Annotated in this window: 19 protein-coding genes; 13 read left to right on the top strand and 6 right to left on the bottom strand. The window is 72.2% G+C overall.

Annotation, left to right across the window (positions count from 1 at the left end):
• Positions 1 to 138: 138 nt before the first annotated feature.
• Genes AB0G15_RS06300 through AB0G15_RS06285 form a run of 4 tightly spaced genes read left to right on the top strand, consistent with a single transcriptional unit; the run spans position 139 to position 5,113 of the window.
• Positions 139 to 1,404: an extracellular solute-binding protein gene (locus AB0G15_RS06300; RefSeq protein WP_362835920.1), complete on the top strand. Its 1,266-nt coding sequence runs from the start codon at positions 139 to 141 to the stop codon at positions 1,402 to 1,404.
• Between the two features lie 2 nt (positions 1,405 to 1,406).
• Positions 1,407 to 2,363 carry a sugar ABC transporter permease gene (locus AB0G15_RS06295; RefSeq protein WP_362835918.1) on the top strand — a complete coding sequence of 319 codons (957 nt, stop codon included), beginning with the start codon at positions 1,407 to 1,409 and terminating at the stop codon, positions 2,361 to 2,363.
• Positions 2,360 to 3,169 (top strand): carbohydrate ABC transporter permease, encoded by an 810-nt coding sequence (locus tag AB0G15_RS06290; protein ID WP_362835916.1) that lies wholly within the window; start codon positions 2,360 to 2,362, stop codon positions 3,167 to 3,169. The genes AB0G15_RS06295 and AB0G15_RS06290 overlap by 4 nt, the downstream gene beginning before the upstream one ends.
• 18 nt (positions 3,170 to 3,187) lie before the next feature.
• Positions 3,188 to 5,113: a beta-L-arabinofuranosidase domain-containing protein gene (locus AB0G15_RS06285; protein WP_362835914.1), complete on the top strand. Its 1,926-nt coding sequence runs from the start codon at positions 3,188 to 3,190 to the stop codon at positions 5,111 to 5,113.
• Between the two features lie 490 nt (positions 5,114 to 5,603).
• On the opposite strand, the gene AB0G15_RS06280 is transcribed toward AB0G15_RS06285, so the two are convergent.
• From AB0G15_RS06280 to AB0G15_RS06255, 6 genes are all read right to left on the bottom strand, one after another.
• A complete protein-coding gene (locus AB0G15_RS06280; protein ID WP_362835912.1) occupies positions 5,604 to 6,404 on the bottom strand; it encodes a HAMP domain-containing sensor histidine kinase in 801 nt (266 codons plus the stop codon).
• Positions 6,405 to 6,491: 87 nt separating this feature from the next.
• Positions 6,492 to 7,736 (bottom strand): FAD-dependent oxidoreductase, encoded by a 1,245-nt coding sequence (locus tag AB0G15_RS06275; RefSeq protein ID WP_362835910.1) that lies wholly within the window; start codon positions 7,734 to 7,736, stop codon positions 6,492 to 6,494.
• Positions 7,737 to 7,886: 150 nt separating this feature from the next.
• Positions 7,887 to 9,473 carry a helix-turn-helix domain-containing protein gene (locus AB0G15_RS06270; protein ID WP_362835908.1) on the bottom strand — a complete coding sequence of 529 codons (1,587 nt, stop codon included), beginning with the start codon at positions 9,471 to 9,473 and terminating at the stop codon, positions 7,887 to 7,889.
• Positions 9,474 to 9,527: 54 nt separating this feature from the next.
• Entirely contained in the window at positions 9,528 to 9,833 is a 306-nt protein-coding gene (locus AB0G15_RS06265) for a TraR/DksA C4-type zinc finger protein (protein WP_362835906.1), read from the bottom strand.
• Between the two features lie 119 nt (positions 9,834 to 9,952).
• On the bottom strand, positions 9,953 to 10,252 hold the full coding sequence (locus tag AB0G15_RS06260; protein ID WP_362835904.1) for a hypothetical protein: 300 nt from the start codon (positions 10,250 to 10,252) through the stop codon (positions 9,953 to 9,955).
• A 391-nt stretch (positions 10,253 to 10,643) separates the two neighbouring features.
• Positions 10,644 to 11,021 carry a hypothetical protein gene (locus AB0G15_RS06255; RefSeq protein ID WP_362835902.1) on the bottom strand — a complete coding sequence of 126 codons (378 nt, stop codon included), beginning with the start codon at positions 11,019 to 11,021 and terminating at the stop codon, positions 10,644 to 10,646.
• Between the two features lie 332 nt (positions 11,022 to 11,353).
• Here AB0G15_RS06255 and AB0G15_RS06250 point away from each other — a divergent pair, with 332 nt between their 5' ends.
• From AB0G15_RS06250 to AB0G15_RS06210, 9 genes are all read left to right on the top strand, one after another.
• Entirely contained in the window at positions 11,354 to 12,307 is a 954-nt protein-coding gene (locus tag AB0G15_RS06250) for an aminoglycoside phosphotransferase family protein (RefSeq protein WP_362835900.1), read from the top strand.
• A gap of 18 nt (positions 12,308 to 12,325) precedes the next feature.
• The gene (locus AB0G15_RS06245; RefSeq protein WP_362835898.1) at positions 12,326 to 12,631 is read left to right on the top strand and encodes a sulfotransferase; all 306 of its coding nucleotides are present in this window, start codon (positions 12,326 to 12,328) and stop codon (positions 12,629 to 12,631) included.
• Positions 12,632 to 12,689: 58 nt separating this feature from the next.
• On the top strand, positions 12,690 to 14,207 hold the full coding sequence (locus AB0G15_RS06240; protein WP_362835896.1) for a hypothetical protein: 1,518 nt from the start codon (positions 12,690 to 12,692) through the stop codon (positions 14,205 to 14,207).
• The gene (locus tag AB0G15_RS06235; protein WP_362835894.1) at positions 14,204 to 16,024 is read left to right on the top strand and encodes a TOMM precursor leader peptide-binding protein; all 1,821 of its coding nucleotides are present in this window, start codon (positions 14,204 to 14,206) and stop codon (positions 16,022 to 16,024) included. Before AB0G15_RS06240 ends, AB0G15_RS06235 begins: the two co-directional genes overlap by 4 nt.
• A gap of 41 nt (positions 16,025 to 16,065) precedes the next feature.
• The gene (locus AB0G15_RS06230) at positions 16,066 to 17,370 is read left to right on the top strand and encodes a hypothetical protein (RefSeq protein ID WP_362835892.1); all 1,305 of its coding nucleotides are present in this window, start codon (positions 16,066 to 16,068) and stop codon (positions 17,368 to 17,370) included.
• A gap of 18 nt (positions 17,371 to 17,388) precedes the next feature.
• Positions 17,389 to 17,562 (top strand): hypothetical protein, encoded by a 174-nt coding sequence (locus tag AB0G15_RS06225; RefSeq protein WP_156046007.1) that lies wholly within the window; start codon positions 17,389 to 17,391, stop codon positions 17,560 to 17,562.
• Between the two features lie 69 nt (positions 17,563 to 17,631).
• Positions 17,632 to 19,818: a lantibiotic dehydratase gene (locus tag AB0G15_RS06220; protein ID WP_362835890.1), complete on the top strand. Its 2,187-nt coding sequence runs from the start codon at positions 17,632 to 17,634 to the stop codon at positions 19,816 to 19,818.
• Positions 19,815 to 20,654, top strand: a complete 840-nt coding sequence (locus tag AB0G15_RS06215) for a lantibiotic dehydratase C-terminal domain-containing protein (protein ID WP_362835888.1) — start codon at positions 19,815 to 19,817, stop codon at positions 20,652 to 20,654. The genes AB0G15_RS06220 and AB0G15_RS06215 overlap by 4 nt, the downstream gene beginning before the upstream one ends.
• 5 nt (positions 20,655 to 20,659) lie before the next feature.
• Positions 20,660 to 21,700 carry a thiopeptide maturation pyridine synthase gene (locus AB0G15_RS06210; protein ID WP_362835886.1) on the top strand — a complete coding sequence of 347 codons (1,041 nt, stop codon included), beginning with the start codon at positions 20,660 to 20,662 and terminating at the stop codon, positions 21,698 to 21,700.
• Positions 21,701 to 21,729 lie beyond the last annotated feature (29 nt).

The raw sequence follows: 21,729 nt of genomic DNA, 5'->3' as shown, positions 1-21,729 counted from the left end.
GTGTTTTTGTTTTTTAGTTTTTTTTTTTAGCTATATCGACTTTACGCCCCGGCCCCCCGCCTGTGGGGTGTGGTGCGCGCACGACCGCCCATCACCGCCGAGAGCGCCCGATGTGAGCGCTAACACAGGAGAATTCAGATGACCCGTACCTCGCTTCCCACCAGGGTGGCGGTCTTCGGAACCGCCTTTCTGGCCCTGTCCGTCCTGACCGCCTGCGCCTCCGCCCCGCAGCCGGGCAGTCCCGTGGAAAACGCCGCGGACAGCGCCTACACCTGGTGGGACCCCTACCCGCAGCACGACGCGAACTCCGCGTGGGCCAAGCGGGTGAACGCCTGCGGGCAGCAGGCCGGCGTCACCATCAAACGCACCGCCTACGACACCACCGCCCTGACCAACCAGGCTCTGCTGGCCGGGCAGGAGGGCAACGCACCCGACGTCATCCTCCTCGACAACCCCGTCGTCTCCACCCTGGCGGACGCGGGCATGCTCGCCACGATGTCGGACTTCGGGCTCGACACCGCGCGCTTCGACAAGAATCTCATCGCCGCCGGCGAACTGGACGGCAAGGCGTACGGCGTCCCCATCGGCGCCAACACACTGGCGCTCTACTACAACAAGAAGATCCTCGAAGACGCCGGCGTGAACCCCGAGTCGATCAAGGACTGGGACTCGCTCACCGCGGCGCTGAAGAAGGTCAAGGCGGTCGGCAAGAAGCCCATCACCTTCGCCGGGATCGGCACCGAGGAGGGCTCCTTCCAGTTCCTGCCCTGGTTCTGGGGCGCCGGCGCGCAGCTCACCCAGCTCGACTCGCCGCAGGCCGTCGAAGCGCTGAAGTTGTGGAACTCCTGGCTCAAGGACGGTCTCGCGCCCAACTCCGTCATCAACAACTCCCAGAACACCACCTGGGAGGAGTTCCTGACCGGCGACTTCGCCTTCGCCGAGAACGGCACCTGGCAGATCGACAGCGCCGCCAAGGCGAACTTCCCCACCGGCATCGTGCAGATCCCCGCCAAAAACGGTGGTGCCGCGCCCACGCCGACCGGTGGCGAGTTCCTCACGGTGCCGATCCAGAAGGACACCAAGCGCTACGACGCCACCAAGAAGATCCTTGAGTGCATGACGACGCCGGAGGGCCTGGTGGAGACCGGCACCACCTTCGCGTACTACATCCCCTCCACCACCGGCGGACAGGAGGCGATCCTCGCCAAGGAGCCGAAGCTCAAACCGTGGGTGGAGGCCGTCCGCAGCGCCAAGGGCCGTACCAGCGACAACCTCGGCACCAAGTACCCGAAGATCTCCGAGGCCCTGTGGACCGGCGTGCAGAAGGCCCTGAGCGGCTCGGCCAGTCCCGCCGACGCGCTCAAGGACGCCCAGGCCCAGGCCAAGCAGGCGACCGGTAACTGATCATGGCGACACCCCGAACGGGCACGGTGCGTGCCGGCCGGCCGGCCGACCGGCAGGCCAGGCCGGCGCCCCGGCGCCGGTGGACGAGCCGGTGGACGGCCCTGGCCTTCCTCGCGCCGCTGATCGTCTACCTGCTGCTCTTCTACGCCTATCCGCTGTACCGCAACATCGACCTCAGCGTGCACGACTACACGCCACGCGCCTTCATCCAGGGCAATCCGGAGTTCACCGGACTGGACAACTACCTGGCCATCGTCTCCGACGACGCCTTCCTGCGCGCGCTGGGCAACACCGCCCTGTTCACGCTGGCGTCGATCGCCGCCCAGTACGTCCTCGGCCTGGCCCTGGCGGTCTTCTTCCACCGCAGATTCCGCCTGTCGGCCGTGCTGCGCGCGATGTTCCTCGTGCCGTGGCTGCTGCCGCTGATCGTCTCGGCCTCGACCTGGTCGTGGATGCTCAACAGCGACAACGGCATCGTCAACGCGGCCCTGCAGGCATTCGGGATCGGCCAGATCAACTGGCTGACCTCCCCGGACACCTCGCTGCTGGCGGTCACCGTCGCCAACATCTGGCTGGGAATCCCGTTCAACCTGGTCATCCTCTACGCCGGGTTGCAGAACATCCCGGCCGAGCTGTACGAGGCCGCCGGGCTGGACGGCGCCAACGCCTGGCAGCGGTTCCGGCGCATCACCTTCCCCCTGCTGCGCTCGGTGTCGGCGATCACCCTTCTGCTCGGCCTGATCTACACGCTCAAGGTCGTCGACATCATCTGGATCATGACCAGAGGCGGCCCGGCGGACGCCTCCACGACGCTGGCCGTCTGGTCCTACCGCGAGGCGTTCGGCACCGGTCAGCCCGACTTCTCCCCGGCGGCGGCGGTCGGCAACCTGCTCATCCTCATCGCCTTCGCCGCCGGGCTCGTGCACGTGCGCCTGCAGCGCAGGGAGGAACGCCGATGAAGCGCTCGTGGCAGACCGTGGTAGGCGTCGTCCTGGTGGCGCTGATGCTTTTCCCGGTCTACTGGATGTTCAACGTCTCGCTGACCAAGACGAGCGACATGCGGGCGGACCCGCCCCACTGGTTCCCCTGGGATCCCACGTTCGAGGGCTACTCCGCCGCGCTCGGCCAGCAGCTGCCCGCCCTGGCCACCAGCCTGCTCATCGGCCTGGGCACGGTCGCGCTCACGCTGGTCGTGGCCCTGCCCGCCGGGTACGCGCTGGCCAAGCTGCGGCCTCGTGGCGGCCGGACCATCGACTTCCTGCTGCTGGTCGCTCAGATGATCCCCGCGGTCGTCATGGCGATGGGCTTCTACGCCATCTACCTCAGGCTCGGGATGCTCAACACCGTCGCCGGCCTGATCCTCGCCGACTCGACGCTGGCCGTGCCGTTCGCCGTGCTTCTGTTCCGGGCGTTCATGGCGAGCATCCCCCATGAGCTGCTGTCGGCGGCGCAGATGGACGGGGCGAGTACCTGGCGCACGTTCCGCTCCATCGTCCTGCCGCTGAGCCGCAACTCGGTGATCACGGTCTCGCTGTTCACGTTCCTGTGGGCGTGGTCGGACTTCGTCTTCGCCTCGACCCTCAACCGCAACAGCGACACGATCCCGATCACCCTCGGCATCTTCCGCTACATCGGCAACAACACCACCCAATGGAACTCGATCATGGCGACCGCCGTGATCGCGTCCGTTCCCGCGGCCTTCCTCCTGATCCTCGCGCAGCGCTACATTGCCGCCGGGGTCACCGCGGGCGCGGTCAAGGACTGACCAGAAAGGCTCAACGACATGACCGAAGGCACGACGGGCGGCTGTCCCGTGCTGCCCTCCCACGGCCGGATGCGCCCCCTCGGGCTCGCGCAGGTCTCCATCACCGGCGGCTTCTGGGGTGCCCGCCAGGCCGTGAACGCCACGGCCACGCTGGCCCACTGCGAGTCGTGGATGGAGCGCCTCGGCTGGCTGGCCAACTTCGATCGTGTCGCCGACGGTACGACCGGCCCCGGCCGGCCGGGCTGGCCGTTTTCGGACTCGGAGGTGTACAAGCTGCTGGAGGCCCTGTCCTGGGAAGCGGGGCGCACCGGCGACCCGGACGCGGAGGCCGCGATCGAGCGGCTCACGGCGCGCGTCGCCCGCGCCCAGGACCCCGACGGGTATATCAACACCTGCTTCGGCCACGGCGGCCAGCAGCCCCGTTACAGCGACCTCGAAGACGGCCACGAGCTGTACAACCTCGGCCACCTGCTGCAGGCCGCCGTCGCCCGGCTGCGCACCTCCGGTGAGGACGACCTGGTACGGGTCGCCCGCCGGGCCGCCGACCACGTGTGCCACACGTTCGGCCCGGACGGCCTGACCAAGATCTGCGGCCACCCGGAGATCGAGGTGGGCCTGGCCGAGTTCGGCCGGGCGCTGGGCGACGAGCGTTACATCGAGCAGGCCCGCCTGTTCCTCGACCGCCGCGGCCACGGCACGCTCAAGGACATCCCGCTGGGACGCGCCTACTTCCAGGACGACATCCCCATCCGTCAGGCCGAGGTCTGGCGCGGCCACGCCGTACGCGCCCTCTACCTCAGCGCCGCCGCCGTCGACGTGGCCGTCGAGCGCGGCGACGACGAACTGCTGCGCGCGGTGGAGCGGCAGTGGGAGCGCTCGGTCGCCCGCCGCACCTACATCACCGGAGGCATGGGCTCCCGCCACCAGGACGAGGGCTTCGGCGAGGACTGGGAGCTGCCGCCGGACCGCGCCTACTGCGAGACCTGCGCCGGAGTCGCCTCCATCATGGTGTCCTGGCGCCTCTTCCTGGCCACCGGCGACGTCCGCTACTCCGACCTCATCGAGCGCACGCTCTACAACGTCATCGCGGCCTCCCCGAGCCCGGACGGCCGGGCGTTCTTCTACGCCAACCCGCTCCACCAGCGCACCCCCGGCCGGCCCACCGACCCTGACGAGGTCAGCCCCCGCGCCGAGGCGGGCGTACGGGCCGCCTGGTTCGACGTCTCCTGCTGCCCCACCAACGTCGCCCGTACCCTGGCCGGCCTCCAGGGGTATCTCGCCACCACCGACGACGACGGCCTCCAGATCCACCAGTACGCCCCCGGCGAGATCCGCGCCGAGCTGCCCGGCGGGCGGCAGGTCGCAGTGGACGTCGAGACCGGCTACCCCGAGACCGGCACCGTCCGCGTCCGCGTCGCCGCCGACACCACCGGCCCCTGGACCCTCACCCTGCGCGTCCCCGCCTGGGCGGCCGGCGCCACGCTGACCGACGAGGGCCGTACCCGGGAGGTCGCCCCCGGCACCGCCGAGATCACACGGACCTTCCGCGCAGGCGACGTCATCGTCCTCGACCTGCCGATGGAGCCGCGTTTCACCTGGCCCGACCCCCGCATCGACGCCGTACGCGGCTGCGTCGCCGTCGAACGTGGCCCCGAGGTCCTGTGTGTCGAGTCCCACGACCTCCCCGGCGCCGCCGGACTCGACGCCCTCGTGATCGACCCCTCGCCGGGCCTGCGCGCCGAGCCCGGCGGCGCCCGGGGCCGCGCCCTGCTGCCCGCCCAGCCGGACCGGTCCTGGCCCTATCCCGTACGTCATCCCGCACATCCGGCCGCTCCCGCCGGGGACGCCGGCTGGTTCGACGTTCCGCTGCGGCCCTACCACTCCTGGGCCCGGCGAGGCCCCTCGGGCATGCGCGTCTGGCTGCCCGTGTCCACCCCCCGCTGAACCACGCCGGTTTCGTGGAGACTCCGATGTGCCCCGCCACGGCTTCGTACCCATCCTGAGCGCCCACGTGTGCCGGTGGAAGACGTCAGCGATCTCGCGCCGGATCACGTTTACACGTTCGGCACGTTCACCCTCGGCGCCGGGAAGACGGTCACGGTACGGACCGGCAGGGACAGGGACAGGGACACCGCGACGAACCGCTACCGGGGTCGAGCCGGGGGGACGTCCGCCTGGATCTGGAACCAGGCCGCGGACACGGGGTACGTCCGCGGCCCGTCCGGAAAGCTCATCGGCTCCTGCTCGTACAACAGCTCCCGGGTCGAGTCGGTCGACCGCCTGGAGCCGTACGACGCGAAGAGCTCCGCCCGTCACGGGCGGGGGTTTCCTCTGGCCCGCCCCGGGGATCTGGCAGGTCCAGCCGTCGAGAGGGCGCCGGCCGAAGAAGCCGGCAGGGGCAGGCCCATCGCCGGTGGGGATCTCCTCGACGGAGTCAGGCCGGCCGCATTCCCGCCCCGCCCCGGTCGGGGCAGGAGGGCAGACGCAGGGTGAAGCACGCGCCACCGGAGGCGGTCTCGCGGAGGTCGAGACTTCCCCGGTGAGCCAGAGCGATCTCGCGCGCGACGGCCAGACCGAGTCCCGCGCCTCCCTGATCTCGGCCGCGGGCGCTGTCGGTGCGCGTGAACTGCTCGAAGATTCGTTCCCGGTCCGCCTCCGCGACACCCCCTCCGTCATCGATGACGACCAGCTCGGCGTGACCGCCGTCCTCGCCGACCTCGACCCGTACGTCATGGGTCGCGTGCTGCTGGGCGTTGTCCAGGAGGTTGTCAAGGGCGCGGACGATCTGGAGGGGTACGGCCCTGACGAGGACGCCGGGCATCAGCTGCAGCTGGACCGGAAGGCGGTCGGACCGGCGCAGGACTTCGCGGCCGACCAGATCGGACAGGTCGAAGTCCTCGCGTTCCTCCCTCTTGCCCGCCCGCAGGCTTGCCAGGGCGAGCAGATCGCTCACGATCGACTCCAAGCGGTCGACGTTTCTGAGCGCCCGGGTGGCCAGTTCGCGGAGGTCGGTCTGCTCAGGATGCATGAGAGCTTCCTCAAGTTCCACGCGTAACCCGGCCACCGGCGTCCGGAGCTCGTGCGAGGCGTCCGCGGCGAACTGACGTTGCCAGGCCTGAGCCGTCCGCCGGGCCGCTGTGGCACCCGGCGACGACGGGCCACCAGATGATTGAACACTGTCTTTCGCGTGATCGGCCACGCACCTCAGATGAGATCCGGACCGGTCCCGATACATTTTGCACTTCTCCTCTCTCCAGCTCTGCGCCGTCCGTCCGCCCGTCGTGTCGGCACGGCGGGCCGGACGGTTCGTGCGTGGTCCGCGTCAGCGGAGGGGGTCGAGGTCGGCCAGGGCGGCGGGTTGCTTGCCGGTGGTGATCTGCTCGGCCAGCAGCCTGCCTGTGATCGGGCCGTGGGCCAGGCCCCACATGCCGTGGCCCCCCGCCACGTAGACGGTGGGAGCCACCGTCGCGCCGACGAGCGGCCGTCCGTCAGGGGTGATGGGGCGGGGCCCCACCCAGACGTCGGTACGCTCCTCCCAGCGCACACCTCGCAGGAGCGGCCGGGCGGAGGCGACGATGGCCTTCAGCCGGGCGGGCACCTGCGGGGCGTCCGGGTCTCGGAATTCCATGGTGCCCGCCACCCGCAGCCCGTCGCGGTAGGGCGTGCACGCCACCCGCTCCTCGGGCAGGTAGACGGGGCCGGGGACAGGATGGTCGACCGGCACGGTGAAGGAGTAGCCGCGGCCCGCCCGCACCGGGACACGCACGCCCCACTGCCGGGCCAGGCGGGGCAGCCAGGCGCCGGTGGCCAGCACCACCGCGTCGGCCGACAGCACGGTGCCCTTGGCCAAGCGGACGATCACCTTCCTGTCGTCGGTGCGCACCTCGTCGACCTCGACGGCGTACATGGTCGCGCCGCGTTGCATGACGGCCTTTCCCAGGGCGTGCACGAAGGCGCCCGGGTCGACGTAACGCTGGCCGTCGATCCGTACCCCCGCCGTCAGCGCCTCGCCGGCGAGCGGTACCTGCTCGGCCAGCCCGTCGCCGTCCAGCACGGTGTGCTCGACCCGCTGCCCGGCCGCCTGCAGTCTGCGCAGCTCGCGCAGCAGGCTCTCGGCCTGGCGCGGCGTACGGAACGCCGCGGTGATCGGCGCCGCGATGACGGGTGCGGACACACCGTTGGCGGCGAGCACCTCATAGGCCTCGACGCATTCGTTGTTGAGCGGCAGGTTGGCGTGCGCGGCGCGGGTCCACGACCGCCAGTGGCTGTTGGCGGCGAAGCGGGCCAGAAAACTCCACAGACCCGGATCAAGGCTCGCGGGCACGTGCAGCGGCGCGGCCGGGTTGAGCAGCGAGCGCAGGCCGTAACGCAGGACCGCGGGTTCGTTGAGCGGGATGGCCAGACCGGGCGCGATCCAGCCGGCGTTGCCCCAGGACGCGCCGGCCGCCACACCGTCGCGGTCGATCACGTCGACCTGGACGCCGCGCTCCTGCAGGAACCACGCGGTCGACAGGCCCACGATGCCCGCGCCCACCACGATCACCGATCGTGGCCAGTTGCCGACCATGCCAACCTCCAACCAGTACGAATGCCGATGTCATGTCCAGCATCGCCCGGGCGGCGACCAGCGGCGTTGTGAGCGGGCGACAATCGCAGCGCCACCGTTGTGGATCCGGCACAACGCCGGCGCCGGGAACGGTGACGGGTCCTGAGGAGGTCATCGGCGGGGTTCGTCCTCCAGGGCGGCCAGCACGATGGTCATGGCCAGGCGCTGGCGGGTGTCGTCCAGGTCCAGCGGGCCGAGCTCGCCCATTTTGCGCAGCCGGTTGCGGACGGTGTTGGGATGCACCGCGAGCCGCTCGGCGGCGAGGGTGAGGTCGCCCTGGCTCTCCAGCCAGGCCCGCAGCGTGGCGACGAAGCGCGTGCCGTGACGGGTGTCGTGCCGCAGCAGCGCGCTCACCGGCCCGCGGGCCGGAGCCCGGCCGGTTCGCGCGGCCGCGCGCAGCCGTCGCAGCAGGATGTCGTCCCAGGACTCGTCGTAGGCGGGCGGGACGGCGCCGGGCTCGGCGCTCTCGTGCAGCGCCAGGCACTCGTCGGCCTCCTGGCGGCCGGCGGCCAGGTCCGCCGCCTCGGCGGGTGCGCCGATCCCGGCCGTGACGCGCACCCGGGCGGGCAGTTCGGAGTGCAGGGCCGCGATCCACTGCCTGGCCGCCTCGGCCCGCTCGGCCGGCAGGATGGTGTAGAGGGTATCGCCGAGCAGAGCGCTTCGCCCGGGCCGGGACCAGCCGAAGCCGGTGGTGGCCTGCTCGAGGGCCAGCAGCAGCGCAGCGTGGCGATCGTCGGGAGTGTACGCGCGGACCGCGATGACGCGTATCGCCTGCGGGGCCAGGCCCAGCCGGCTGATCACCGTCGCGGCGTCGGCGCTGCCCTCCAGCAACCGGATGACCAGGTCGGACTCCACCTGCCGCTCCAGGTCGGCGCTGGCCCGGGAGCGCAGCAGATGCAGGGCGACGATGCGCGCGCCGTCGGCCAGCGCGCGGCGGTGGGCGCCCGTCAGCGGGTCGGCACAGCTGACCCACACCGAACCGAGCAGCTCGCGGCCGGCCCGCACCGCCACCGCCATCCGCCCCGTCAGGCCGTGCCCGGCATCGGCGGGGACGAACACCGGCTCGTCCGTCGCCGCCAGGCGGGCGAACACCTCCTGCTGCCGGAACAGCTCGCGCAGCCGTTCCGGGACCCGCCGTCCGAGGATGGTCTCCAGCCGGGCCGGATCTCCCGCCTGCTGGGAGCGGGAGTAGGCCAGTACCCGCGAGTGCCGGTCCTCGATGGTCACCGCACCGCCGATGACGTCGGCCAGGTTGTCGGCCAGGGCGAACAGGTCGGTGGGGCCGCGTCCCGAGGCGGTCTCGCGGCTCTCCAGCACCAGCCCGTACACCACGCCGGCCAGCTGGCTCCAGGAGACAGCGGGGTCGGCCAGCAACACGGCCACCCCGTACCGGCCGGCGATCGCGGCGGCCTCCCGCTCGACGTCCTCGCCGCTTCCGCTCTCACTCTCGTCGCCGGTGCCGGTGCCGGTTCGGGCGGGGCGTACCAGGACCGCCGTGGCCTTGGCCGCGGCCGCCCACTGGACCGCCTCGGCGAGTGAGGAGGTTCCGACGGCGAGGAGCACGTCTCCCGCGACGTGGTGGTCGGTGGCGTCTGGTATCGCCACGCTGCGCAGCCAGGTCGAGCGCGTCTCAGGATGGCCGCACAGCCGCACGCCGTACCCGCCGAGCACATTCACCAGACGGTCCAATGTGATCATGGTCAGCTCCGGGTGATCGAAGAGGGGCAGACTGCTCCGCCCCCTTTCATGGTGTCAGGCGGCCTCGTGCCGTCGTTGGCAGTCGATACAGGTGCGTGCCAGCGGCCGGACCTCGAGCCGTTCGAACGGGATGGGCCCCTGGCAGTGGGCGCAGCGGCCGTACGTGTCGGCCGCCAGCCTGTCGCAGGCCTGGGACAGCTCCGCGACGGCGCGCTCGGCAGTGGTGATCGAGACGGCCAATTCCTGCCAGGTGCCGTCGGCGCCGTTGCTGTCCCGCTCCTGGGCCCGCAGGCCGTGCAGCTGCCTGCTGCGCTGCTCCAGCTGCTCTCGCAGGTCCTGGCGCAGAGACTGGAGCTGCACACTACTGAGATGTGATGTCGTGTGACCATCGGTCATGATCATTTGATCCTTTCCGTGATGGATCAGGAAGGTGTCGGGGATGGAGGCCTCGCGCGGGGTCTCCTTCGCGTCGCAGCGCGTCAGCGGGCAGACAGGGCGAGGCCGGCCGCCAGGGCCGCCGGCTGCAGACACAGCCGCATCAGGCCGCGGACGGTGGCGTGCTGCGGCTGGGGCGCCGCGCTGACCGGGAGCCGCAGGGCGGCGCGCAGCCGGAGGCAGGCATCCGGATCGGCCACCATGCCGTGCCGGATGGGCTGCACCGCGTCCCTCTCACCGGAGGTGGACGACCGCCTCACGATGCTCGAGGGCCGGTCGGCGATCGTGGGCCCGCATACGGTCAGCGACCGGGTGCGGGCGGTGCCCAGGTCGAGCGCCGTCAAGCGCCGGGCGGACTCATTTCGTGCTCCCCTCTGCCGCGCGGGGTCGCGCGGCAGGAGCGGCGGACCGGCAGGCGGCGGGCCGGCGCGGAGGCTCCGGCCGCGAACGGGCGTGGACTGATGCGACAACGGCCATGACGATGATCGGCTCCTGGCTGACGCCGGCAGGAAAAGACGGCAGAGCGAAAGCAGCTCGGACAAAGGAGCGGGCTTCGGACGAAGACGGTCTGCCGCCTTTTTGCCAAGGGGACGATCGCAAGACGTCTTCAGGGCGCGACGGCATGCCCGGGCCGGCGCCAGGGGAAAACCTGGATGCGGGCGCGGGAGTGCGTCGGGTGCTCGTTGTCGGACTCCGCAGCGCGCGTGGCCGCGGAGCCAGACGGGAAGACGTCGGCTAGGTCAGCGGCGGGCTGCGCGATCCCGTGGCGCGGTGAGCCGGCTGCTGAGGCTCGCGCAGCGTGTCCGCGTCCGAGCCCGGCGACGGCAGCAGCGCCAGATGTGCGGATTCGCCGTGGCGTTCGCCGCGCACGGGCGGCCACAGGGACAGCACGTGGTGCGCGCGGGCGCCGCCCGCCTGTGGCGGCAGGCCGGAAAGGTCGGCGTCCCATCCGCCGAGCTCCCACGCCGGGCCGGAGGTCGAACTCTGCGCAACCGTCGGGCCGCCGTAGCTCGCCTTGCACGAGGCGCCGGCCAGCACCAGGGACAACAGAACCAGGACCATCACGCCGGCGAACGCGATGGACCCCTGTGGAGTTCTCCACGGTCCCGTCATGGGGCCGACCATAGCCCACCCCACCGGAAACGGCATTTCACGGCATCGCCGGTGGTGGGCGCACCCGTGACGGCTCGGGAACGGTGGCCGCCGTTTCTTTCGGCAGCCCGTGTGGCTCTCATGTCACGCGCCCTTCCGGCATGTCACGTGCCCTTTCGGCGCGCGGTGGCGACGTTCCCTCACCGCACCGCTACCCACCGTCACCGTACCGCCACGTTCGGGCCTGGGCCTGCGCGGCGGCACGCAACCCGGCTTCGGAAACCGGGACTCGCCCGTGTTCGAGGCCGGTAAAGCCGTCGCGCGTGCCGCCGCCCGGATGATGAGGTGGCACGGTGACCGACCATGCTGAGGTGGCGGCCGTCCGACCGTTGACACTGGCCTGGGTGAGCCGGCACCTGGAGGCCGGCGAGCGGATCGTCGGAGCCGAGGCACTGCACGGCGGCATCACTGCCGAAATGCGGAGGCTGACCATCGGCGCGCGGGACGGAGGCACCCGTGACCTGGTGCTACGGACTTTCGTCAACGTGGAGCACGCCGAGGACTGGCTGGACAGGGAGACAGGCGCCCTGACCGTGCTCCCGGGGACCGGCGTGCCGGCTCCCGGACTGGTCGCGGTCGATCCGACCGCCGCGCACTGCGAGCATCCGTCGCTCCTCATGACACATCTGGCGGGCCGGACGGTCCTCGACGATGAGGGATTGGAAGCGCGCGTCCCCCTGCTGGCCCGTCAGCTCGTGGCGATCCACGCGTTGCGGCCCGCCGAGCGGCCCCGGAAGTATGTGACGTTGACGACCGCCGACACCGTCGCGATTCCCAAGGGCGCGGACGCGGCGGCATGGGCCGCGGCGATCGACGTGATCCGCAGGCCCGTGCCGCCCTGTGAAGGGCGATTCCTGCACCGGGACTTCCAGCCCGGCAACGTGCTGTTCGACGTGCCGCCCTCACAACCGGCGGGTGCCCGGATCACCGGCGTCGTCGACTGGGCGGCCACCTCCTGGGGCCCGGCGGATCTCGATGTGGCGCACTGCTCCGTCAATCTCGCGCTGCTGCACGGCCCTGCGTGGGGCCTGCGGTTCGCCGAGGCGTATCAGGAGGCCGGCGGGCTGCTGGCCGCAGCCGCGAGCGAGCGGCTGTACTGGCAGGTCCGGGACGGGCTGGCGTGCTCGGAGGAATTGCGGTCGGTGGCGCGGCCATGGCGGGAAGCGGGCAGGACAGAGCTGACGACGCGAGCGTTGGAGGAGCGGCTGGATGCCTATGTCACCGCCCTGATGGACGCGCCGGGCTGAGTCAAGATCGCCGACCGGGTGTTCGGCGGGCGACCGGAGGACCGCGACCACTGCCTGGAGGTGCTCCGCGCCCACGTCAAGAAGGTGTGGGCAGCCACTCCAGCGGAAAGGCTGCCCGTGTTCAGGGGCGAGGAGAGGCGGGAGCCGTTCTTTCAATTCCCGGACGCGCCGATTCCGGATATGCCATTTCCTCAGGCGAACGAAGGGGCCGCGTTTCGCCGGAAAAGGCCACGTCGGCCGTTGAAGCTAATCATCCGGGGTCGAGGAAATGTCATACGCCTGAAACATAGGCCTTGCGGGGTAAATCGGTCGACGGTATTCTGAGCCCATGGGAGCGCTCCCACGGAATGTGGAGATGTTTCGGCCCCGATTACGCGCTGACGTGCGGTGGGTCGAGTTCCCCGGGGGGGTTCATGTTCATGGGGATCACGGGGCGGCCACACTGCGCGGACCCCACGCGCTGGCCCTGCTGGAACGGCTGGCTCCACGCCTCGACGGGGCCCTGACCCTGGGCGAGCTGACCTCGGGCCTGCCCGAGGCACAGCGCGACCTGGTCACCGGCCTGGTCGGACGGCTGGCCGACCTGCGGTTCGTCGTCGACGACACCGGGGCTCAGGCTCACGGGTTGTCCGCCGAGGAGCTGGAGACCTACGCGGCCGAGATCGCGTTCGCCGGGCACCCGGGGCGGTTCGCCCGGGTGCGGAACTCGGCGCTGCGCGTGACGGGGACCGGGGTGCTGGTCCCGGCGCTGGTCGAGTGTCTCCGGTCGGTGGGCTGGCGCGAGGTGGTGACCTCGGGCGGGAACGTTCTGGTGCAGGTCAGCACCTCCCGGGAGGAACTGCTGGCCGGGGCGCTCGCCTGCCCCGCCGACGTGGTGCTCGCGCAGGTGCTGATCCGCGACGACGAGGCCTGGCTGACCTCCGCGGGACCGCCCGGGGAGACCGACGCGGCCACCGGGTGGGGGCGGTTGTCCCTCCGCGAGGGGACGCGGGGCGACTGGTTGCGCGGCGCGGTCCCCCGCGTGCTGGCGTCCCAGGTGGCCCTGGGGGTCTTCTCGGCGGTGACAGGGCTCACGGAGGCACGGCGCGCGTTCACACGCGTTGATCTGCGCAGCCTGGAGAGCACGATCCACCGTTTCGCGGGGCTGCGCCGGGACTCGGCGGAGGTGTCCGGAGCCACCCACGCGTCGCGGACGCCGGCGGGCGGCGGGGACCGCGACGCCGGCGACGGGAGCCCGGAGCTTCCGGGTGCGGCGGGGCTCGGCGGGCACAGTGCCTCGAGCGATGCGGGCGCTCGGGACCGGTTCTTCGCGCTCTGTCGTGATCTGGTGGACCCCCGGATGGGGGTGATCGCGGTTCTCGACGAGGGTGCCCATCCGCAGGGGCCGCTCTCCGTCGTGCGGGCACTGGCCGGTGACCGCGAGGTCGTCGGGTGGGGCGCGGATCACGACACGGCGCGGTTGCGGTGTCTGCTGGCGGTGTTCGCGGCGGACTCCGGCGACGGTTTCGTCGGTGCGGGGCTGACCTGGGAGGACGCCGTCTCCGCGGCCCACCGGCAGCGGCTCGAAGCCGAGGCGGCGCTGGTTGAGGTGGCGCTGGTTGAGGCGGAGGGCGAGGTACCCGTGCCGCAGGACGGGCCACTCTGGCGGCAGGTCGTGGCCTCCGGTGAGGTACCGGTCGTCCGGAAGATCCCAGGGTCGGCGGTGTTGCGGTTCGAGGTGCCGGACCGCCCGCCGATCGTGTCGCTCGGGTTGCACGACGGGCTGGAGCGGGTGTTGCTGCGGGCGCAGACCGGCCTCGAACCGCCCGTGCGGTGGGCGAGCGAGGGACATCCGATCGGCGGAACCGCCGTCTCGTTGCCCGTCGACGGGCCGGCGTTCGTGGCGCGGGTGACGTCGTGATCGCCGGCGTGGTGGGGTCGGGGCGGCTCTTCGAGGCGATCAGGACGCGGGTGCGGCCGGGCGGGGTCGCCGGGGTCGTCGTGGTCGCCAGCGACGCCGACGACATCGGGCGGCGGCGTTACGGGGTGCCCTGGTTGCCCGTACACACCGAAGCAGGACATGTCGTGATCGGTCCCACCGCCTTCCCCGGCAGGCCGGGCTGTCCCACCTGTGTGGAGCGGCGGCGCGCCGGGAACCGGGAGCACTTCCAGGTACGTCTGCGCGACCGCCCCGCCCTCCTCACCTCCCTCGTGGCCGGGACGGTCGGCGAACTGGTGGCCGAAGAGGTCGAGAACCTGCTGGCCGACCCGTCGGCCGCGCTGACGAGCGGCGCGATGCTCCGGATGCCGGTCCGGACCGGCGCGCTGGAACGCCACCCGTTCCTGCCCGACCCGTTCTGCGAGGTCTGCGGCGACCGGCCGCCCGACGGGCCGCGCCCGTTCGTCTTCACGCCGCAGCCGAAGGTGTCGGGTTTCCGGGTCGCCACCCTCGACCTCGCCGACCTGGAACGCCGCTACGTCGACCCGGAGACGGGCGTCGTGCGCTCGGTGGCCGCCGACGCGCGGGACGGCGCGGTCGCCGTGGCGCGGCTGAACCCCGCGCGGGCCGTTCACGAGAGCCACCACGGGTTCGGACGGTGCGAGGACGTGCCCGCCGCGAAGGCGACCGCCGTCGCCGAGGCACTCGAACGGCTGGCCGGGTTCTCGCCCCGCGGGCGCCGGACCACCGTCAGGGCCGCGTTCGACGACATCGCCGACCAGGCGCTCGACCCGCGCCGCCTGGGGTTGTATCCCGACGACTGGTACGACCGGCCCGGTTTCTGGTTCACCCGGTTCGACCCTGCGCGGGAGACCGCCTGGGTCTGGGGCCACTCGTTCCAGCGGGGCGGGCCGGTGCTGGTGCCGGAGACGTTCGCCTACTTCGGCCCCCGGCCCGACCGGGGCTTCGCCTACGAGTGTTCCAACGGCTGCGCCCTCGGCGGGTCGCTCGCGGAGGCGATCCTCTACGGCCTGCTGGAGGTCGCCGAACGGGACGCCTTCCTGACCACCTGGTACGCCCGCCTCCCGCTCCCCCGGGTCGACCTGCGTTCGGCGCGCGACCGGCGCGTCCCGATGACCGCCCAGCGGATCGGCGACCGGCTCGGCTACGACGTCCACGCCCACGTGGTCACCCTCGAACAGGGACTGCCGGTCTTCTGGGTCACCGCCGTCGACCGGTCGGGACGGCCGGACCGGCCGAAGGCGATGTGCGGCGGCGCCGCCCACCTCGACCCCGAACGGGCCCTGCGCCGGGCCCTGGACGAGCTGGGCCCGATGCTCGCCAATCACGTCGCCCGCTACGACGAGAGCGAGGCGGCCCGGCTGGTGGACGACTCCGGCGAGGTGCGCCTGCTGGAGCACCACCCGATGCTGTACGGGCACCCGAAGGCGTACGAGCGGCTGGAATTCCTGTCGGGCGGCGCCGAGCTGACGGTCGGCGAGCTGCCGGAGTGGCCGGCCCACGACGACCTGGCCGACGACCTGCGTGACCTGGTGGCCCGGTTCCTGGCCAGCGGCATGGACGTGATCGCCGTCGACACCACCTCGCCCGAGGCGGCGGCCGGCGGATTCGCCTGCGCGAAGGTGATCGTGCCGGGGGCGGTGCCGATGACGTTCGGCCACCACCACCGGCGGGTGCACGGCCTCCCCCGGCTGCTGACACGGGGCCGCGCGATCGGCCACCTCGACCGCGACCTCGCGGTGGACGATCTCAGCCCCTATCCGCACCCGTTCCCGTGAGGCGCGCGATGACGGACGCGGCAGCACGTTACGTGGCGGCTATGGCGGATCGCGGGCCGCTCGACATCCGGTGGGACCTGGCACCGCTCCGGCACAAACGCTATCCGTCGGCCGAATGGGCCGAACCACGGCACCCGCTGGGCGCGCTGCTCCGGGGCATGCTCGGCATCACCCGCGTGATCTGGCGGCACACGGACGCGGGCCCGATGGCGATCCCGGGCCGCCCGGCGCCCTCCGGGGGAGGGCTGTACCCCGTCGAGGCCTATGTCGCCTGCCCGGACGGGCTGTTCCACTACGACCCGGTCCACGAGGTCCTGGAGGTGCTGCGCACGGGTGACCACGGCCCGGCGCGCATCTGCCTGACGGCGGTCTTCTGGCGTTCCATGTTCAAGTACGGCGACTACGCCTACCGCCTGATCTGCCAGGAGATCGGCGTCCTGCGCACCCAGGCGGAGGTGGTCGCCGCCACCCTGGGCCTGACCGTCACCCCCGGCGACGCCGACGACATCGACGACGCCCTCCTGGGTCTGGACGAATCCCGCGAATCCCCTCTGGCCGTCCTGCACGTGGAGCCGTACGAACGGATCCTTCCGCCGGAGCCCGCCGAGTCCCCGCGGAACTCCGGCGACCTGCCGCGGGAGGCCCGGCCTCTCCCCCTGCCGTTTCCTCCGGGCGCGGCCCGCGACCTGCACCGGGCCGCGGACGCCACCTCGCGGGCGAGGCGTCCGGGCCAACCGGCACGGGGCATCCGGGTTCCGGCCGAGGTGGTGGACCTCCGCGACGGTCTGCGCGCACGCCACTCCCCCGTCGACGGTTTCCGCCCGGCGCCCGTCCCGCTGACGGAGATCGCCGCGATAACCGGCCTCGCCGTCCGCCCCGGTCTGGACCTCTACCTGCTGGCCCTGCGCGTCGACGGCCTCCCGAGGGCCGCCTACCACTACGACGGCGACCTTCGACGGGTCCGCGCCGCACCGCTGGAGGAGCTGGGCACGGCCCCCCTCGTGACGAACACCCGGGAGGCCCTGAAGACGGCCGCCGCGGTGATCGTCCCCGTGGGCGACCCCCTGGCGGGCACCGCGCGCGACCATCGTGACCAGCTCGTGGAGACCGGCGCGTCGCTGCAGCGGGCGACGCTGGCCGCCGCCGCGCTGGGTCTCACCTCCCGCATCCACTCCGACGGCGCCGGCGAGGCGACGGACCGCGTCCTGGGCCTGACAGGCCCGGCGCGAAGCCTGTCGTCCCTGCTCGTCGGCGTCCCCAGGTCCCGGGGGCCAGACCTGGTCCTCCGGTTCCCCGATCCGCAGGAAGGAGGTCCGAAGGCACGTCCGCAACACCCCGATCAGTGAAAGAGAAGGAGAAACGTCATGGACAAGCTCCCCCTTGACCTGTCCGGCCTGGAGGTCGAGGCGATCGACGTCCTGTCGGCCGACTCGATCGTGATGGAGGGCCACGGCGCCATCGAGACGGGCGCCTCGTCGGCGATGGGCTACTGCTCGTCGTACATGCAGGCGAACAGCTGCTGGGCGCCGGAGGCATAGCAGGTCCCCACCGAACGCCGAGGGCGCCCACGGCACGGGCGCCCTCGGCCACGGGATGAAGGAGTGTCCTTGTCGCGAACAGCTCAGCCCGCCGACCGAGATTACGTCGTGGCGCCGATCTTCGCCATCCGGGTGGCCGGGCTGCCCGCCGACGGGTTGCGGCGGTTGCGGTGCGAGCGCACGTGGAGGCTCGTCGACGAGCTGCTCGAGGTCGCCCGCACGCTGGCGGACGAGGGCCGGGCGATGTCCGGCCCCCTGCACGAGGTGATCGGCGCGGGCGTGTTCAAGCCGGTCCTGGTGGCGCTGCGCCGCGACCTCTTCCGGGGCCGCCGCCCGGACCGGCGGGCGACCGCGCCGCAGGTGCTCGCCGCCCTCCCCGAGGAGCTGCGGGTACGGGTCCTCGCCTGGACCGCCCTCAAGGACCTCCACGACACGCTGGCGGCCGACCTGCCCGCCGTCTACGAGGCCGAACAGCGGGAGAAGGCCGAGCTCCTGCGCGTGCTGGCCGGGGACGCGACCTTCCGCCGGGGGCTCGAGCTCGGCAGCCCGATCCTGGCCGCGCGCACGTCCCCGTCGCGCCAGGAGGCGGTCAAACTGGCCCGCTACCTGGCCCGCGCCACCATGAAGACCAGCCCCTACGCGACGTTCGCGTGGAGCGGTTTCGGCACCTGGACCGACGACGGCCCCATGGCCGCCCCGCCCGCCGACCTGACGTGGCGGGAGGTCGTCGACCTCGACCGCGCCGTGTTGCGCCCGCTCTGGATGACGTTGTCGCGGCACGCGGAGGCCGCGGAGACGCGGGTGAACCCGACCGCGTTCGAGGAGGACGGCCGCATCTGGTTCCTCGGCCCGACCGCGACGGAACCGCTGCTCAGCGTGCCCGCGACCGAGCCGGTGAAGGCGGCGCTCGCGGAACCGGCCAGGGCGCTGGCCGACATCGGGCTGGTGGAGCTCGTGCCGCCGTACGGCGAACACGACGACGACCCGCTGACCAAGCTGAGCGTCGAGGAGGACCCGAAGGTGATCCGCGACCTGCTGGCCCCGAGGGAGATCCCGGAGCGGAACCTGTTCTGGCACAACGCCGTCATCCCCGGCGACGCGGGCCGGTGCGGCCGGGAGGCGTGGCGCCCGGCGCTCGACGACCTGAACCGGCTGCGGAAGGGGCTGGCCCTGTTCGACGGCGACCTCCCGGTGAAACTGGCCGCCGCCGACTTCTTCCTGCGCCGGTACGGCCCCGGCGCCGCCGTCCCCGTCATGAGCTTCTACCGCGCCGTCCACAGTGACCCGGGCCGACTGCGCGATCTGGTCCGCGATCCCTTCGCGACCGGTCCCGGCCACGCGGACCTGCGCGAACGTTTCCTGCGGACCGGCGAGCCTCCCGACGACGACCGGTTCCGCGCCCCGGGTTCGATCTGCGTCTACGCCCAGGCGCTCCCGGAGGGCCGCCTGGTCGTCAACACCGTCACCGCGGGTTACGGGAAGGGGCTGTCCCGTCTCCACCACCAGCTGCGCCGGATCGGCCACGCCCCGGACGCGTCGGCGCTGCGGGCCCCGCAACGCGACACCAGGATCGCCGAGGTCACGGGTGCCCTCGGCAGCGGCCTGAACCTCCGCACCGCCACGGCCGATGTGACGATCGACTACCCGTACACCACGGGTGGAGGTCTGCACCCCTCGGCGTTGACGGTGCGGCTCGACGGTTCCCGGCTGGCGTTGTGGGCCGACGGCGGGAAGGTGCGCCCGATGCACCTGGGCATGACCGCCCAGCACTGGTTGCCGCCGTGGTTGCAGTTCCTGGTCAGGGTCTTCGGCGAACCGTCGGTCGCGATGGTGCCCGGCTGGGTGTTGCGCCCCGGCCCGGTGCCGCCGCGCGGCCGGATCGACCACCTGCCCCGCCTCGACCTGGGCGTGGTCACGCTGGCCCGCGAGTGCTGGCGGCTGCGCGCCGCCGACTTCCCCTCGGGCGGCCCGCCCGCGCTGGCGTCGTGGTTGCGCGACCACGGCATGCCGCGGCGTTTCTTCGCCCGGGTCCTGGACCTGCGCGACGGCCTGCTCGCGGGCCTGCTCGGCAAACACCGCAAGCCCATGTACGTCGACGTCACCGACCCCTTCCTGCTCGCCGGCCTGCGTCACGCGGCCGGGAACCCCGACGCCCTGATGGTCATAGAGGAGACCCTGCCCACCCCCGAGGACGCCCCCGTCTACCCCGGCGGCCCGCGCGTCACCGAGTACGTCATCCAGGTGAGCGCCCCGTGACCCCCTGGCAGAGCGCCCACCTGTTCCACACCGGCGACCTCGACGACCTGATCCGCGACGTCGTCACACCGCTGGCCCGGTCGGCGACGGCCTGCTTCTACCTGCGCTACTGGGAGTCGGGCCCCCACGTGCGGCTGCGCCTGAAAGGGGTGCCCCGCGACGAGATCAGGGCCCGGGCCGCCCGGTGGTTCGCCGACCACCCGTCGCCCGACGTCGACGCCCCGGCCTACCGGCGGCTGGCGGCCGTGCTCGCGGAGGGGGAACGCCGCGAGAGTTACGACCCGGCCCTCCACCCGGCCGGCAGCGTGGTGTTCATCCCGTACGAGCCGGAAGAGCGCGTCTACGGAAACATGCCCGCCACCGAACGACACTTCGGCATCTCCAGCTCCCTCGCGCTCGACGTCCTCCACGGTGCGCCCGCGATGGGACGCAGGACCGCCGTCGGCCTCGCCGTGCTCACGCTGACGATGGCCGCCTGCCAGCCCGACCTCGCCGAAGCGGCCCGCCGCCTGCCCCCGCACGACCCCGGCGACCCCGGCGACCTCCCGGCCGCGCTGGTCACCCAGACCGAACGCCTCTGGCACCTGAAGGACGGCCCCGGCCTGCTCGGCACCTGGGCCGCCTCGATCAACGACCTGGCAGCGAACCTCCCGGCGACGACCGGCGACGCGGGCTCCGCCCACGCCCACCTGGCCGTCATCGGCGACGACGCACAACGGGCCCGCGTGCTGCTGCGCTGCGCCCACCTGTTCCACAACCGGATCGGCCTGCGCCCCGGCCCGGAATCACACATCTCGACTCTCGCGGCCCGCGCGCTGGCCGCGCTGCGGAGGTGACCGCCATGTGGCACAGCGTCCACGTCTTCTACCACGAGCCGGACAAGGACCCCCTGCTCCTCGACGCCGTCCGGCCCCTGCTGGCCGACATCCGCGACCACGTCGAGGCGGCGTACGTGGTGCGCCACTGGCGGCAGGGCCCCCACCTGCGCGTCAACGTGAAGACCGACCGGCGGACGTGGGAGGAGGTGGTGCGTCCCCGCGTCGGCACGGTCGTCGGCGGATGGTTGCGCGACCACCCGTCGACGTACGTGGTGGACCAGGCCGAGAGCCTGGCGCGGCACCGCCTCATGGCCGCGCGCGAGCAGGAACACGGCCCGCTCACCCCGTGGCCCGCCGACAACTCGATCGTCGAGTTCCCGTTCGACGACCGCCGCCACGTCCTGGGCGGCGACGAGGGCGTCGACCTGCTCACCGCGTTCTACAGCGACAGCACCCCGCTCCTGTTCGCGATGCTCGACCACTGCCGCGACGGCCGCGACACCAAGTCGGACCTGGCCATGGCCCTGCTCCTGACGGTCGCGCACACCTCCCACCCGATCGAGCGCAGCTACCTGTCGTTCCGGGTGCACGCCGAGGGCTACCTCACGTGGTCCAGGGACCCCGAGGCCGCCCGGCGCTCCTTCGACGAGGTGTACGGCTCCCGCCGCGCCCTGCTCACCCAACGGGTCAGGCAGGTCGTGGACACCATCGACGCAGGCGGGGACAGCCCGTTCGTCCGGGAGTGGGCGGCGCTCGTGGAGACCTACCGCGCGAGGGCCGACCGCGTGGTGCACCTGCTGCCGACCATGGACGACACCCCGGCCGAGACGAGGGGCGAACTGCACACCCTGATGTTCGGCACCCCCGGCTACCGCCGCGACATGTTCGCCCGCCCCGACTTCCTGCGCTACCGGGTGGTGCTCAACTACACCTACCTGCACCTGACGAGGCTCGGACTGACCCCGCTCGACCGCTTCCGCACCTGCCACCTGCTCGCGAACGCGGTCGAGGAGGTCTACGGCGTCTCCGGCCTGGAGTCGATGCGCCGCTACGCCTCCGGCTAGCGGGACCGGATCACCCGGCCGGCAGGCCA

The organism is Streptosporangium sp. NPDC023825 (assembly GCF_040639575.1).
In the GTDB taxonomy this organism is placed as follows: domain Bacteria; phylum Actinomycetota; class Actinomycetes; order Streptosporangiales; family Streptosporangiaceae; genus Streptosporangium.
Note: the sequence above shows the minus strand (reverse complement) of the source record. Positions and strands in the feature narration are given on the sequence as shown.

Coding starts and splice junctions, on each gene's coding strand:
- AB0G15_RS06210 (WP_362835886.1), top strand. CDS start 20,660: ATGTGGCACAGCGTCCACGTCTTCTACCACGAGCCGGACAAGGACCCC.
- AB0G15_RS06255 (WP_362835902.1), bottom strand. CDS start 11,021: ATGACGGGACCGTGGAGAACTCCACAGGGGTCCATCGCGTTCGCCGGC.
- AB0G15_RS06230 (WP_362835892.1), top strand. CDS start 16,066: ATGGCGGATCGCGGGCCGCTCGACATCCGGTGGGACCTGGCACCGCTC.
- AB0G15_RS06225 (WP_156046007.1), top strand. CDS start 17,389: ATGGACAAGCTCCCCCTTGACCTGTCCGGCCTGGAGGTCGAGGCGATC.
- AB0G15_RS06270 (WP_362835908.1), bottom strand. CDS start 9,473: ATGATCACATTGGACCGTCTGGTGAATGTGCTCGGCGGGTACGGCGTG.
- AB0G15_RS06275 (WP_362835910.1), bottom strand. CDS start 7,736: ATGGTCGGCAACTGGCCACGATCGGTGATCGTGGTGGGCGCGGGCATC.
- AB0G15_RS06295 (WP_362835918.1), top strand. CDS start 1,407: ATGGCGACACCCCGAACGGGCACGGTGCGTGCCGGCCGGCCGGCCGAC.
- AB0G15_RS06280 (WP_362835912.1), bottom strand. CDS start 6,404: ATGTATCGGGACCGGTCCGGATCTCATCTGAGGTGCGTGGCCGATCAC.
- AB0G15_RS06285 (WP_362835914.1), top strand. CDS start 3,188: ATGACCGAAGGCACGACGGGCGGCTGTCCCGTGCTGCCCTCCCACGGC.
- AB0G15_RS06300 (WP_362835920.1), top strand. CDS start 139: ATGACCCGTACCTCGCTTCCCACCAGGGTGGCGGTCTTCGGAACCGCC.
- AB0G15_RS06290 (WP_362835916.1), top strand. CDS start 2,360: ATGAAGCGCTCGTGGCAGACCGTGGTAGGCGTCGTCCTGGTGGCGCTG.